The following is a 13,667-nucleotide window of genomic DNA, read 5'->3' on the forward strand; positions in this document are numbered from 1 at the left end:
TCGTCGTACGGATGTTCGAAGCTGTTTTCGTGCATCCACCTGAGATCCGCTCCCGTGCACGCCGGCTCTTCCTCGCCGGCAGCACCGTTGCAGACACCGCTCGCGAAATGGGCCTGCCCTATCGGACTGTCTGGCACTGGTGCAACGACCGCCCCGAGGCGAAGCAGCAGGGCACGCAACTGCGGTGTTTTCGTTGCCGCGAGGGTGTCGACAGTCCGACAGACCCCGAGGCCTACGCCTACCTTCTCGGCCTCTACCTGGGCGACGGCCATCTGGTGACGTCGGCTCGGGTGCCGGTGCTCCGGATCTACTGCTCAAACGCCTGGCCGAATCTCATCAAGCTGTGCGACCAGGCGATGCGCGACGTGCTTGCCAGTTCGGTGCAACTGGTGCAGAAGCAGGGCTGCGTCGGCGTACAGAGTTACGGCAGCCACTGGCCGTGCTTGCTGCCCCAGCACGGTCCCGGCAAGAAACACGAACGCCCGATCGTCCTCGCCGACTGGCAGCGGGCAATCATTGAACGCCATCCCGGCGACTTCGTGCGCGGCCTGTTCCACTCCGACGGCTGCCGGTTCGCCAACCGAGTCACCGTCCGCGGCAAGGAGTACGTCTACCCGCGGTACATGTTCACCAACGAGTCGGCCGACATCATCGGCCTCTGCCAGTGGGCGCTCAATCTGCTCGGCATCGCCTGGCGGATGAATCGGCGCAACTCGCTGTCGGTGGCCCGGCGGGATGCGGTCGCCGCGCTGGACCGGCACGTCGGCCCGAAGTCCTGACCTCCCTCAGCCCAGGCAACGGCCGGCGCCCGGTCGTCCCGGGCAAGGTGGCCCACCATCGCCGTCGCCGAGCGCGCCGGCCGGGTCAGCGACCGGTTACCCTGCCGACGAGCTGCTGCTACTGGCGGCCGGTTCGGCCGCGCTGACACCCGCTGCGGGCACGGGGCGCTGACCAGCCGCCGACGCACGGCGACCGACATGGTGGCGAGGCTGACCCGCCGCGGCCCGGACCAGACGCATGACGGGATCGACGACAGGGGTGGGAACTGATGCGGGTGGTCATTTTCGGCGCGACCGGCATGGTCGGCCAGGGCGTGCTGCGCGAGTGCCTGCTCGCCGAGGACGTGCGGGAGGTGTTGACCGTCGGCCGGAGGCCGACCGGGCAGCGGCATCCGAAGCTGCGCGAGCTCACCGTCGGGGATGTCGGTGAGCTGGAGGAATTGCGCGCCGAGCTGGCCGGCGTCGACGCCTGCTTCTACTGCCTTGGTGTCTCCTCGCTGGGCCTCGACGAGGCCGCCTACACCCGGATCAGCTACGACTACCCCCTCGCGGCGGCGCGGCTGCTGGCCGAGGTGAGCCCGAGCGTGACATTCATCTACGTCTCCGGCGTGGGCACCGACTCCACCGGGCGGGGGCGGGTGATGTGGGCACGGGTCAAGGGTCGTACCGAGAACGCGGTCCTCGACCTGCTGCCCAACGGCTACGCGGCCCGGCCTGGCTTCATCCAGCCGACCCACGGGGCGGTGTCGAAGACCCGGGCGTACCGGATCGGGTACGCGGTCACCCGCCCACTCTTTCCGGTGTTGCGCCGGCTGCTGCCGAACCAGGTCACCACCACCGACGGGCTGGGCCGGGCGATGCTGCGGGTGGCCCGGCAGGGCTCTCCCCGCCGGGTGCTGGGGAACCGCGATCTGAGCTGAGGCGGCCGGGGCGGTCAGCCGAGGATGGCGAGCGCCTGGGCGAGGTCGACGCGCAGGTCCTCGGGGTCCTCCAGCCCGACCGAGAGGCGCAGCAGCGCGGCGGCGGGCTTCGCGTCGCCCTCGACCGGCCGGTGGGTGAGCGAGGCGGGGTGCTGGATGAGGGTGTCGACGCCCCCGAGGGACACCGCGTGGGTGATCAGCTGGCAGGCGCCGGCGACGGCGGCCGCGGCGGGTGCGCCGCCGCGTACCTCGAAGGCCAGCAGGCTGCCGGGCCCGGCCATCTGCCGACCGACCAGCGCCGCCGGGTCGTGCACCGACGGGTGGTGCACGCGGTGTACGGCCGGGTGGTCGGCGAGCCAGCCGGCGAGCTTCTCGGCGGTGGCCTGTTGGGCGCGGACGCGCAGCGGGAGGGTCTGCAGGCCACGGTGCAGCAGGTAGCCGCCGAGCGGGTGCAGGATCGCGCCGGTGACCGCGCGGACCTGGCGCAGCCGGGCGGCCCAGTCGGCGTCGCAGGCGACGACGCCGGCGAGGACGTCGCCGTGCCCGCCGATGCTCTTGGTGGCGCTGTGCAGGACGAGTGCGGCGCCGTGCCGGGCCGGCTGTTGCAGCACGGGGGTGGCGACGGTGTTGTCGACCAGTAGTGGGATGTCGCCGGCGGCGGTGGCGAGGGCGGCGATGTCGACCAGGTCGAGGGTGGGGTTGGCCGGCGTCTCGATGATGACCAGCGCGGTGTCCGGGCGGATGGCGGCGGCGACCTCGTCGGGGCGGGCCCAGCTGACGGTGGTGCCGAGCAGCCCGGTGGCGAGCACGTGGTCGGTGCCGCCGTAGAGCGGACGGACGGCGACGATGTGCCGGTGGCCGTCCCGGGTGGCGGCGAGCAGGGTGGCGGTGAGCGCGGCCATGCCGCTGGCGAAGGCGACGGCCTGGGCGGTGCCTTCCAGTTCGGCGAGGGCGGTCTCGAAGCGGGCGACGGTCGGGTTCCACAGCCGTTGGTAGACGGCGCTGCCGTCGGCGGGAAGGAGGCCGCCGGTGGCGAGCTGCTCGTAGGCGTCCCCGCCGCCGTCCACGGAGGGCAGCGGGTTGGTGGTGGACAGGTCGATCGGCGGTACGTGGACGCCGAGCGCCCGCAGGTCGTCGCGGCCGGCGTGTACGGCTGTCGTGTCCACCATCGTCATGGCGGTAGCGTCGAACATCCTCCACCAACGGGGCAATGCCTTGGAAGATAATTCTGTCATTTGACCTAGCTTCGTTGAGGCATTCGGACGAGGATGGCTGGATGCCCCCTGAGCCGAACGATGTGCGGCCGTACCCGGCCCTGGACGAGGTGGACCGCGCGATCCTGACCGAGCTGGCCGCGGACGGCCGGTTACCGAACAACGCGCTCGCCGAGCGGGTGGGGGTGGCGCCCTCGACCTGCCTGACCCGCACCCGGGCGCTGCGCGAGCGGGGCGCGATCCGCGGGTTCCACGCCGAGGTCGACCCGGCCGCGCTCGGCCTGCCGTTGCAGGCGTTGGTGTCGGTGCGGCTCACGGCGCACGAGCGGGCGGCGGTGGACGCGTTCCGGGCCCGCTCGGTGCGGCTGCCCGGGGTGGTGTCGGTGTTCCACGTCGCCGGCGCGGAGGACTACGTGCTGCACGTGCGGGCGGCGTCCGGGGACGCGCTTCGCGATTTCGTGCTGGACCACCTCGCCGTCGATCCGGTGGTGCAGCACACCCAGACCAGCCTGATCTTCGAACAGGCCCGCGGGATGGGCTGAGCGGCGACGGGGTGGGCGGGCGGGTCCGATCGAATGCCGGCCAAGCGGAACAAAAGCGTCCGGGAGCGGGTTGGCCAACCGTGTGATCACCGTACCGTTGTCTGTTCTTGATCTTGCTCCGGTCGCCAAGGGCACCACCGCCGGCGCGGCACTGCGGGCCACCACCGAGCTGGCCCGACGCACCGAGGAGCTGGGCTATCACCGTTTCTGGGTGGCCGAGCACCACAACATGCCGGCGATCGCCAGCTCCGCTCCCGCCGTGCTGCTCGCCCACCTGGCCGCGAACACCTCGACGATCCGGCTCGGGTCGGGTGGGGTGATGCTGCCCAACCACGCGCCGCTGGTGGTGGCCGAGCAGTTCGGCACCCTGGAGGCGTTGCACCCCGGCCGGATCGACCTGGGCATCGGCCGCGCGCCGGGCACCGACCAGATAACCGCGCTGGCGTTGCGCCGCACGATGGAGGGGCTCTCGGCCGAGGGCTTCCCGAACGAGCTGGCCGACCTGATGAACTACTTCAGCGGGGAGCGGCCCGGGCAGATCATCGCCAGCCCGGGGCGGGGTGAGCAGCCGGCCGTGTGGCTGCTCGGCTCCAGCGGCTTCAGCGCCCAGCTGGCCGGTCTGCTCGGTCTGCCGTTCTCCTTCGCGCACCACTTCAGCTCGGCGAACACCCTGCCCGCGCTGGCGCTGTACCGGCAGAACTTCCGGCCGTCGCAGTGGCTGGACAAGCCGTACGCGATGGTCGCGGTCAACGCGGTCTGCGCGGAGACCGACGAGCGGGCCGAGTGGCTGGCCGGACCGAGCGGGCTGTCGTTCCTGAAGCTGCGCTCCGGCCGGCCGGAGCCCCTCTCCACGCCCGAGGAGGCGGCGGCGTACCCGTACACCGAGATCGAGCGGGAGTTCGTGGAGCAGCGCCGCGACGGTCAGGCGATGGGTTCGCCGGAGACGGTGCGTCGGCAGTTGACCGAGCTGGTGGAGCGCACCGGCGCGGACGAGCTGATGCTGACCACGCTGGTCTACGACGTGCGGGACCGGGTGCGCTCGTACGAGCTGATCGCCGAGCAGGTGGTGGGCGGCCTGCACCGGACGTGAAACACGATCTTCACGTCGGCGTCACCCGCGCGACCAGGACGGTGCCTAACGTAGGTGCCGGTGGTGGTACGGCATCCCCGGTCGGGACGGGTCGGGAATGCCGCGGTGTGGCGCACCGGGCCGCAGCTGAGCGGATTCCGCGGCTGCGGCCCGGTGCCTGCCGCCCCGGCGACCCCGCTCGGGGCCGTCAGGGGTCAGCGTAGGTAGATGTTCGGGGTGGGCGGGTTCGCCATTCCGTCGCCGATGAAGAACCCCGGGTGCGGGGGCTGGTTGTAGGCGGTGTTCTGCCAGGCGATCGCCACCCGGTACTGCGGGTCGTGCATCAGGGTGTGGATCCGGGTGCCGGTCGGGGTTGGCGTGCTGTAGATGCGCAGCGCCCGGCTGTCGGTGGTCCGCCAGATCACCTCCTCGCGCCAGTCGCCGAGGATGTCGCCGGAGAGCGCCGGTGTGGACTTCGTGCCGTTGTTGGCCGCCACCCCGCTGCCGGTGAGCAGCCGGGTGTCACCGCCGGTGCCGTACTTGTCGATCTTCGTCCCGTCGACCAGCTCCCGCACCGGGTCGCCGTCCCACCAGGCGAGGAAGTTCGCCGACGACGGCTTGCGGCCGACGTTGCGCCCCCTGGTGTCGGCCAGCCCGGCGACCGCAGACGACCACGACTCCGCGCCGGGGCTGCCCGCCCAGATGTCCGCGGAGACACCCCGGCTGTTGTCGCCGGAGGCCGGCGTGGACCAGAGGACCTGGCCGGTACGGGCGTCGGCGAACCAGGAGCTGGGCTTGCTGCCGTCCTCGTCGACCTTGAACACCTCCAGCCCGGAGCGGCTCGGGTCGAGGTCGCCGACGTGCAGGGCGTCGCCGTGCCCGTTGCCCGTCGAGTAGAGCAGGCGACCGTTGTCGTCGGCGCCGTAGACGATCTCCTGGCGGCCGTCGCCGTCGACGTCGGCGACCGAGAGCTGGTGGTTGCCCTGACCGGCGGCGGCGCCGTTGCCCGAGGCGTTGGAGTCGAACGTCCAGCGCCTGCGCAGCGTGCCGTCGCGGAAGTCCCAGGCGGCGATCACCGCGCGGGTGTAGTAGCCCCGAGCCATGATCAGCGAGGGGCGCTGCCCGTCCAGGTAGGCGGTGCCGGCGAGGAACCGGTCCACCCGGTTGCCGTACGAGTCGCCTCAGGACGACACGGTGCCGCGCGGCGGGTCGTAGGTGACGGTGGAGAGGACGGCGCCGGTCTGTCCGTCGAACATGGTCAGGTACTCCGGGCCGGCCAGCACGTAGCCGCTGGAGTTGCGGTGGTCGGCCGACCCGGAGCCGATGACCTGTCCGGTGCCGGAGCGGGTGCCGTCGGCGGTCTTCATGGCCACCTCGGCGCGCCCGTCGCCGTCGTAGTCGTACACCTGGAACTGGGTGTAGTGGGCGCCGGCGCGGATGTTGCGGCCCAGGTCGACGCGCCACAACCGGACGCCGGCCAGGGTGTACGCGTCGACGTACACGCTGCCGGTGTAGCCGGACTGGGAGTTGTCCTTGGCGTTCGACGGCTCCCACTTGAGGACGATCTCGTAGCTGCCGTCACCGTCGAGGTCACCGACGGAGGCGTCGCTGGCGCTGTACGTGTAGGTCTCGCCGGTGGGGGTGCTGCCACCGGCCGGGACCTGCAACGGCACGTCCAGGTAGCCGTCGCGGAACTGCAGCGCCGGCGCGGAGGCCGCCTGCTCGGCGCCGCCCACGACCGCGCGCACGGTGTACGCCGAGCCGGCCGCCGCACCGCTGTCGAGGTAGGTGGTGGCGCCGGTGATCGGGCTGGCGTTGACCCTGGTGGAGCCCCGGTAGAGGTTGAACGCCACGCCGGAGGTCTCGGTGCCGAGCAACCGCCAGGAGACCAGGTTGCCGCTGCCGGAGCGGACGCTGACCAACCCCCGGTTCAGGTCCTCCATCTGCACCGCCCCGGCCGATGGCGGCGGCGCGGTGGTGGGGGGTGGGGTGCTCGGCGGTGTGGTGGTCGGGCCGGCGGTGGGTACGGCGCCGGTGCAGGTGGCGCCGTTGAGCGCGAAGCTGGCCGGCGCCGGATTGCCGCTGGTCCACGAGCCGTTGAAGCCGAAGGCGACGGTGCCGTTGGTGGCGATGGCGGCGTTGTGGTCGACGTTGCGCGCGGTGACCTGGGCGCCGGCCTGCGTGACGGCCGCGTTCCACGCCTGGGTGACCTGCTGGCCGGCGGCGTACGACCAGGTGAGGGTCCACCCGGTGACGGGGTCGCCGAGGTTGGTGACGGTGACGTTGGCGCCGAAGCCACCCTGCCACTGGTTGGTGACCTGGTAGTCGACCCGACAGCCGGCGGCGGCGGCCGAGGCGACGACCGTGCCGAGGGTGCCGGCCGCGACGACGGCGGCGGTCGCGCCGGCGAGCAGGATCAGCCGATGTCTGGACGGGTGCATGAACTGCCTCCGGGGATCCGGTGATGACCGCTGCGGTCCACGGGCCTGCCCGAAAGGCGCGGTGGACGGTTCGCCACGACGGCGGCGGACAGCGATCTGATCGGGGGTGAACGCCCTGGGTACGCACGGATCCGGCTCAAGACGCATCGTAGGGCAAGCGCTTTCCGAACCGCAACATCGATGCCTCTCGCTGGATCGACCATCCGTCGACCACGCCCGGCCCTTGCCCCGGCGAACGATGCCTGATCAACTCGTCCGGGTGAGCGCCCCACACATGGACCCCGACGAGTTCCGCCGCGCCGGCCACGCCGTCATCGACTGGATCGCCGACTACTGGGCCACGCTGGAGCAGCGTCCGGTTGCTCCGGCCGACCCGCCGGGCACCGTCGCGGCCGCCCTGCCGGCCACCCCGCCCACCGCCAGCGAGCCGGTCGGGGCGGTCCTCGCCGACCTGGACGCGATCGTCGTACCGGGGCTGACCCACTGGCAGCACCCAAGCTTCTTCGGCTACTTCCCGGCCAACACCTCCGGCCCGAGCCTGCTCGGCGACCTGGTCAGCTCCGGGCTCGGCGTGCAGGGCATGCTCTGGGCCAGCAGCCCGGCCTGCACCGAGCTGGAGACCGTGATGATGGACTGGCTGGCCCAGTTGCTGGACCTGCCGCAGCGGTTCCGCTCGACCGGCAGCGGCGGCGGGGTGATCCAGGACTCGGCCTCCTCGGCGACCCTGGTGGCCACCCTCGCCGCGCTGCACCGCGCCAGCGGCGGCCGCTGGCGCGACGCCGGCATCGACCGGCGCTACCGGGCGTACACCTCCGTCCACGGGCACTCCTCCATCGAGAAGGCGGCGCGGATCGCCGGGCTGGGCAGCGACGGGGTCCGCCCGATCGAGGCGGACCCGGAGACCCTGGCGCTACGGCCGGCCGCGCTGCGCGCCGCGATCGAGGCCGACCTGGCCGCCGGGGACATCCCCGCCATCGTGGTCGCCACCATCGGCACCACCTCCACCACCGCCATCGACCCCCTGCCGGAGATCGGGGCGATCTGCGCCGAGTACGGGATCTGGTTGCACGTGGACGCCGCGTACGCGGGCGCCGCTGCCGTCTGCCCGGAGCTGCGCTGGTCGCACGCCGGCCTGCAGTACGCCGACTCGTACTGCTTCGACCCGCACAAGTGGCTGCTCACCGGCTTCGACTGCGACGCGTTCTGGGTGGCCGACCGCGGCGAGCTGGTCGAGGCGCTGACCGTGCTGCCGGAGTTCCTGCGCAACGCGGCCAGCGAATCCGGTGCCGTGATCGACTATCGGGACTGGCAGGTGCCGTTGGGCCGCCGGTTCCGGGCCCTGAAGCTGTGGTTCGTGCTGCGCTGGTACGGCGTCGAGGGGCTGCGCGCGCACATCCGCTCCGGGGTGGCGCTGGCCGCCCGGTTCGCCGACCGGGTACACGCCGACGACCGGTTCGAGCTGGCCGCGGCGCACCCGTTCTCGCTGGTCTGCTTCCGGCTGCACGCCGACGACGACACCAACGCCGAGTTGCTGGCCCGGCTGAACGCCACCGGGCGGGTGCACCTGACGCACACCCGGGTCGCCGGCCGGTACACGCTGCGGCTGGCGATCGGCTCGCCGCAGACCACCGAACGGCACGTCGACGAGGCATGGGGCTTGCTGACCGCCACCGCCGACGACCTGCTCCGCCCGTGAAAGGAAGGGCCCCTTCTTAACGCCTCGTGTAGAGGAAGGGTCCCTTCCTAACCGCTTGCCGCGGTCAGCGGGCCGCTGGCGTACCCGTGCCGGCGAGCTCGGTCGGCACGGCGCCGGTGGCCGCCGGGACGGGAGGAACGACGGCGGCGCTCACGGCGGTGGCGGGCGCGGCGGCGATTGCGCGGGCTCGGCGGGTGCGGCGCAGGGTCCGCACGGCCAGCACCAGCGCGGCCAGCCAGCCCGCCGCCAGGAGGGCGTAGACCGCGGGGCGGACCGGACCGTCCAGCTCGGCGGACCGGAGCAGGGTGCGGGCGTTGGTCAGCACGATCACGCCACCGACCGCCGCGCCAAGCAGTTGGGCCGGCACGATGCGCACCAGCCACGCGGCCAGCGGGGCCGCGACGAGCCCACCGATGAGCAGCGCGGCGACCGTGGGCAGCAGGAACCCCTCGCTGCCCAGCCCGATCAGGAAGCCGACGCTGGCCGCGCCCGCCACCACGAACTCGGCGGTGTCCACCGAGCCGATCACCTTGCGCGGCTCCATCCGGCCGGAGACCAGCAGCGCCGGAGTGGCCACCGGACCCCAGCCACCGCCGCCGGTGGCGTCGACGAAGCCGGCGACCAGGCCGAGCGGACCGAGGAAGCGACCGCGCAGCCGCCCGCCGACCCGGTCGGTACGCAGCGGCCGGGCGAAGCGGACCAGCAGGTACGCGCCGAGCGTGAAGAGGATGCCGGCCATCCACGGCGCGGCCGACTCGGTGGAGATCGAGCTGAGCAGGGTGGCGCCGGCGAACGCGCCGATCGCGCCGGGCAGCGCGATGCGGGTCACCACCCGCCAGTCCACGTTGCCGAACCGCCAGTGCGCCACCCCGGCGGCGAGCGTGGTGCCGATCTCGGCCAGGTGCACCGACGCCGACGCGGCGGCCGGGGCGACCCCGGCGACCAGCAGCAGGGTGGACGACGTCAGCCCGTACGCCATGCCGAGCGAGCCGTCGATCAGCTGCGCGGCGAGCCCGACCAGAGCGAGGACCAGCAGCTTGCGCACGAGCGCCCCCTGACTTTTCGGCATCTCCTATCGACTTAGTCGACAATGCGCCACGGGCGACCCGGGTCAAGTGCCCGATCGGTGGATGAGACGCCGGCGGTCAGATCCAGGCGCGCGGGTCGGCGGCCAGCTCGGTGACCCGGGCGGGCAGCGTGTTCGCGGCCACGTCGCCGACGCTGACCAGCTCCAGGATCTCCCGCTCGCTGGCCCGCAGCGCGATCCAGACCTCCTGGAGCGCGCTGGCCGGGCCGTGATAGCCGAGCGTTTCCGGGCGCTGTCCGCGTACGTGCGCGAGCGGCCCGTCGATCACCCGGATCACCTCCGCGAGGGAGATCTCCTCGGCCGGACGGGCCAGCCAGTAGCCGCCCTCCGGGCCACGCTGGGCGTGCACGATGCCGCCCCTGCGCAGCTGGAGCAGGATGCTCTCCAGAAACTTCGGCGGAATCTCCTGGGCCCGGGCGATCTGGTCGGCCGTGACCGGCCGGCCCCGCCCGGGGCCGCTGGCCGTCGCGGCGAGCTCGGCGGCCGCGCGGAGGGCGTAGTCGACCCGGGCGGAGAGGCGCATGTCGGCAAGGTTAGCCCTCGGGTCAGCCGGCCGGACGGGCGACCCTCGGCCGATCGGCCACGCATCGACGAAAAGCCGGCCCGCTCGGGTCGCTCACCGGAGGCATTCGAGGACGCGTGAAGTGCGTCATGATTCACCGTGCGGTGGGCCCCGAAAAGCTGCTCGGAAGCGTCCTTATGCTGGGCGGGGAGTACGACTGTCTGACCGTTTGCCTGGGCTCCATCAGCACATTGATAAACACCCGGGGTCCACCTCGGGGGGAAGGCACACGATGACCGATATCGCGACACGCACCTGGGATGGCATGACCATCCCGGTCGCCGGCACCTATCGTCTCGATCAGGCGCACAAGCGGATCGGTTTCCTGTCCCGGCACATGATGGTCAGCCCGGTGCGGGGTGAATTCGCCGAGGCGACCGCGCAGATCTTCGTGGCGGAGGACCCACTGCTCTCCTCGGTCACCGCCACCATCGAGACGGCGAGCATCACCACCGGGAGCGTCGACCGGGACACACATTTGAAGAGTGCCGATTTCCTCGACGTGGATCGTTATCCCACTCTTGAATATCGAAGCACGGGTATCAGTTGGCAGGGCAACGAGGATCCCATCTTCTACTGGGCGCGTCTGCGAAGGAATCGACTCGGTGGACGAGGCAGAAGTCACAATCTCCCACCGCAGTCGGATCCGGCACCCGGACGATTCGTGCTCACCGGTGAGTTGACGGTGAAGGGGATCACCCGGGTGGTCGACCTGCAGGTGAATTTCGGCGGCGCTCGGCGCGATCCCTATGGGCAGAACATCTTCGGATTCAGCGCGACGGCGGAAATCAACCGCGAGGACTACGGCCTGCTCTGGAATGTCGCGCTCGAAAGTGGCGGAGTTCTGGTCGGCAAGACCGTGCAGATCGAGATCGCCGGCGAGGGCATCCACCAGCCCTGACCCGCCCCGCGCGCGTCAGGGCTGACGGCGCTCGGCCAGAGACAGTCGTCCCCGCCCGGACGCGACCTGTGAACAGGTGCGTGCCTGGCGGGGATGACGGCAGCCTCAGGCGCCGACGCGGCGCAGCAGGCCCTCCTGCACGGCGCTGGCGATCTGCCGGCCGTCGGTGGTGAACATCCGGCCGGTGGCCAGCCCGCGAGCGCCGGACGCCGACGGGCTCCAGCAGTCGTAGAGGAACCACTCGTCGGCCCGGAACGGCCGGTGGAACCAGAGCGCGTGATCGAGGCTCGCGCCGACCACCCCGCCCGGCCCCCACACCTCGCCGTGCACCGAGAGCACCGAATCCAGCAGGGTGAGGTCCGAGGCGTAGGTGAGCGCGCAGGCGTGCAGCAGCGGATCGTCCGGCAGCTTGCCGTCGATGCGCATCCAGACCCGCTGGTGCGGGTCGGCGGGCCGGTCGCCGGGACGGACCCAGCCGGACTCGCCGACGTAGCGCACGTCGATCGGGCGCGGGATCTGACCCCAGATGCCCAGCCGCTCCGGGTAGCGGGAGAGCCGGTCCGTCATCGTCGGCACGTCCTGCGGGGCGGGCACGTCCGGCGGGGCCGGCGCCTGGTGGTCCAGCCCCTCCTCGGCCCGCTGGAAGGACGCCGACATGAAGAAGATCGGCTTGTCGTGCTGCAGAGCCACCGCCCGGCGGACCGAGAAGGACCGGCCGTCGCGGATGTTCTCCACCTGGTACTCGATCGGCTCGACCGGGTCGCCCGGGCGGACGAAGTAGCCGTGCAGGGAGTGCACGAACCGCTCCGGGTCGACCGTGCGGCCGGCCGCGACCAGCGCCTGGCCGGCGACCTGGCCGCCGTACACCCGCTGCGGGCCGACCGGGGGGCTCATCCCCCGGAAGGTCATCTCCCCGGCCGGTTCGAGGTCCAGGACCTCCAGCAGCTGGTCCACCGCGGCCTGGCCGACCGCGGCCTGGCCGTCGCTCACTGCAGCGCCCGCGCCGACGCCGCGTCGACGAGCGACCCGAGCTGGTGGACGCGAAGGGTGTTGGTCGAGCCGGGGGTGCCAGGCGGGCTGCCCGCCACGATCACCACGTAGTCGCCCGGGTTGGCCCGGTTGAGGCCGAGCAGCGCCTCGTCGACCTGGCGGAACATGTCGTCGGTGTGCTGCACGAACGGCATCAGGAAGGTCTCCACGCCCCAGCTCAAGGCGAGCTGGCTGCGCACCTCGGGGACCGGCGTGAAGGCCAGCAGCGGGAGGTCGCAGTGCAGCCGGGAGAGCCGCCGGACGGTGTCGCCGGTCTGCGAGAAGGCGACGAGCGCCTTGGCGTTGATGGCCCGGGCGATCGACGAGGCGGCCACGGTGAGCGCGCCGCCGTGCGTACGGGGGTCGTGCTGCAACCGGGGCACCCCGATCGAGCCGGCCTCGGTGGTCGTCACGATCTTGGCCATGGTGCTGACGGTCAGCACCGGGTACTTGCCGACGCTGGTCTCGCCGGAGAGCATCACCGCGTCCGCGCCGTCGAGCACCGCGTTGGCCACGTCGGAGGCCTCCGCCCGGGTGGGGCGGGAATTCTCGATCATGGAGTCGAGCATCTGGGTGGCCACGATGACCGGCTTGGCGTTCTCCCGGCACAGCTGCACGGCCCGCTTCTGCACCAGCGGGACCTCATCCAGCGGCATCTCCACGCCGAGGTCGCCGCGGGCCACCATGACACCGTCGAAGGCCAGCACGATGGCCTCCAGGTGGTCCACCGCCTCCGGCTTCTCGACCTTGGCCAGCACCGGGCGGAACACGCCCTCCTCGGCCATGATGCCGTGGACGAGCTTGATGTCCTCCGCCGAGCGGACGAACGAGAGTGCGACCAGGTCGACCCCGAGCCCGAGGGAGAAGCGCAGGTCCTCGGCGTCCTTGTCCGACATGGCGGGCACGCTGACCGCCACGTTGGGCAGCGAGACACCCTTGTTGTTGGAGACCGGCCCGCCCTCGGTGACCAGGCAGCGGATGTCGTTGCCGGTGACGTCGGTGACCTCGACGGCGACGCGACCGTCGTCGATCAGCAGCCGGTCACCGGGCTTCACCTCCTGCGGCAGCTTGCGGTAGGTGCAGGAGACCCGGTCCTTGGTGCCGATGATGTCGTCGCCGGTGATCACGACCGAGTCGCCGGTGCGCCACTCGTGCGGGCCGTCGGCGAACCGGCCGAGCCGGATCTTGGGGCCCTGCAGGTCGGCGAGGACGGCCACCGGCTTGCCAGCCGCCTCGGACGCCTCCCGGACCAGGCGATAGACCGCCTCATGGTCGGCGTGGCTGCCGTGGCTGAAGTTGAGCCTCGCCACGTTCATGCCGGCCTCGACGAGACCCCGGATGCGCTCCGGGGACGAGGTGGCGGGTCCAAGAGTGCAGACGATCTTCGCGCGGCGTGTCACGCCCATCAGGCTAGTCTCTCCTTCAGG

The 13,667-nt window shown here is 71.9% G+C and carries 11 protein-coding genes and 1 pseudogene; 6 read left to right on the top strand and 6 right to left on the bottom strand.

The window, feature by feature from the left end; genetic code table 11:
• The first annotated feature begins 11 nt into the window (after positions 1–11).
• Positions 12–779, top strand: coding sequence for a terminase gpP N-terminus-related DNA-binding protein (locus ACWD5O_RS06885; RefSeq protein WP_450084778.1), 768 nt, complete (start codon positions 12–14; stop codon positions 777–779).
• A 269-nt stretch (positions 780–1,048) separates the two neighbouring features.
• Positions 1,049–1,699, top strand: coding sequence for an NAD-dependent epimerase/dehydratase family protein (locus tag ACWD5O_RS06890; RefSeq protein ID WP_450084779.1), 651 nt, complete (start codon positions 1,049–1,051; stop codon positions 1,697–1,699).
• Positions 1,700–1,713: 14 nt separating this feature from the next.
• Here ACWD5O_RS06890 and ACWD5O_RS06895 read toward each other — a convergent pair whose 3' ends face one another.
• Positions 1,714–2,892 carry a trans-sulfuration enzyme family protein gene (locus ACWD5O_RS06895; RefSeq protein ID WP_450084780.1) on the bottom strand — a complete coding sequence of 393 codons (1,179 nt, stop codon included), beginning with the start codon at positions 2,890–2,892 and terminating at the stop codon, positions 1,714–1,716.
• A gap of 83 nt (positions 2,893–2,975) precedes the next feature.
• Between ACWD5O_RS06895 and ACWD5O_RS06900 the strand changes: the two genes are divergently transcribed.
• Both ACWD5O_RS06900 and ACWD5O_RS06905 read left to right on the top strand, forming a co-directional pair.
• Positions 2,976–3,455 (top strand): Lrp/AsnC family transcriptional regulator, encoded by a 480-nt coding sequence (locus ACWD5O_RS06900; protein ID WP_030334356.1) that lies wholly within the window; start codon positions 2,976–2,978, stop codon positions 3,453–3,455.
• 82 nt (positions 3,456–3,537) lie between these two features.
• Positions 3,538–4,545 carry an LLM class flavin-dependent oxidoreductase gene (locus ACWD5O_RS06905; RefSeq protein WP_450084888.1) on the top strand — a complete coding sequence of 336 codons (1,008 nt, stop codon included), beginning with the start codon at positions 3,538–3,540 and terminating at the stop codon, positions 4,543–4,545.
• 194 nt (positions 4,546–4,739) lie between these two features.
• Here the strand turns inward: ACWD5O_RS06905 and ACWD5O_RS06910 are convergent.
• Positions 4,740–6,965 (bottom strand): annotated as a pseudogene (locus ACWD5O_RS06910) (rhamnogalacturonan lyase family protein).
• A 259-nt stretch (positions 6,966–7,224) separates the two neighbouring features.
• Here ACWD5O_RS06910 and ACWD5O_RS06915 point away from each other — a divergent pair.
• Complete coding sequence (locus ACWD5O_RS06915; protein WP_450084781.1) at positions 7,225–8,661, top strand: pyridoxal-dependent decarboxylase; 1,437 nt, start codon at positions 7,225–7,227, stop codon at positions 8,659–8,661.
• Between the two features lie 64 nt (positions 8,662–8,725).
• On the opposite strand, the gene ACWD5O_RS06920 is transcribed toward ACWD5O_RS06915, so the two are convergent.
• Positions 8,726–9,706: a sulfite exporter TauE/SafE family protein gene (locus tag ACWD5O_RS06920; protein ID WP_450084782.1), complete on the bottom strand. Its 981-nt coding sequence runs from the start codon at positions 9,704–9,706 to the stop codon at positions 8,726–8,728.
• A gap of 100 nt (positions 9,707–9,806) precedes the next feature.
• A complete protein-coding gene (locus ACWD5O_RS06925; protein ID WP_354964933.1) occupies positions 9,807–10,271 on the bottom strand; it encodes an RrF2 family transcriptional regulator in 465 nt (154 codons plus the stop codon).
• 271 nt (positions 10,272–10,542) lie between these two features.
• Here ACWD5O_RS06925 and ACWD5O_RS06930 point away from each other — a divergent pair, with 271 nt between their 5' ends.
• Positions 10,543–11,211: a YceI family protein gene (locus ACWD5O_RS06930; RefSeq protein WP_354964934.1), complete on the top strand. Its 669-nt coding sequence runs from the start codon at positions 10,543–10,545 to the stop codon at positions 11,209–11,211.
• A 105-nt stretch (positions 11,212–11,316) separates the two neighbouring features.
• Here the strand turns inward: ACWD5O_RS06930 and ACWD5O_RS06935 are convergent, their stop codons facing one another.
• A complete protein-coding gene (locus tag ACWD5O_RS06935) occupies positions 11,317–12,201 on the bottom strand; it encodes an acyl-CoA thioesterase (RefSeq protein ID WP_450084783.1) in 885 nt (294 codons plus the stop codon).
• A complete protein-coding gene (gene pyk / locus ACWD5O_RS06940) occupies positions 12,198–13,646 on the bottom strand; it encodes a pyruvate kinase (protein WP_354964936.1) in 1,449 nt (482 codons plus the stop codon). The genes ACWD5O_RS06935 and pyk overlap by 4 nt, the downstream gene beginning before the upstream one ends.
• Positions 13,647–13,667 lie beyond the last annotated feature (21 nt).

This window comes from Micromonospora sp. NPDC005161, assembly GCF_053599855.1.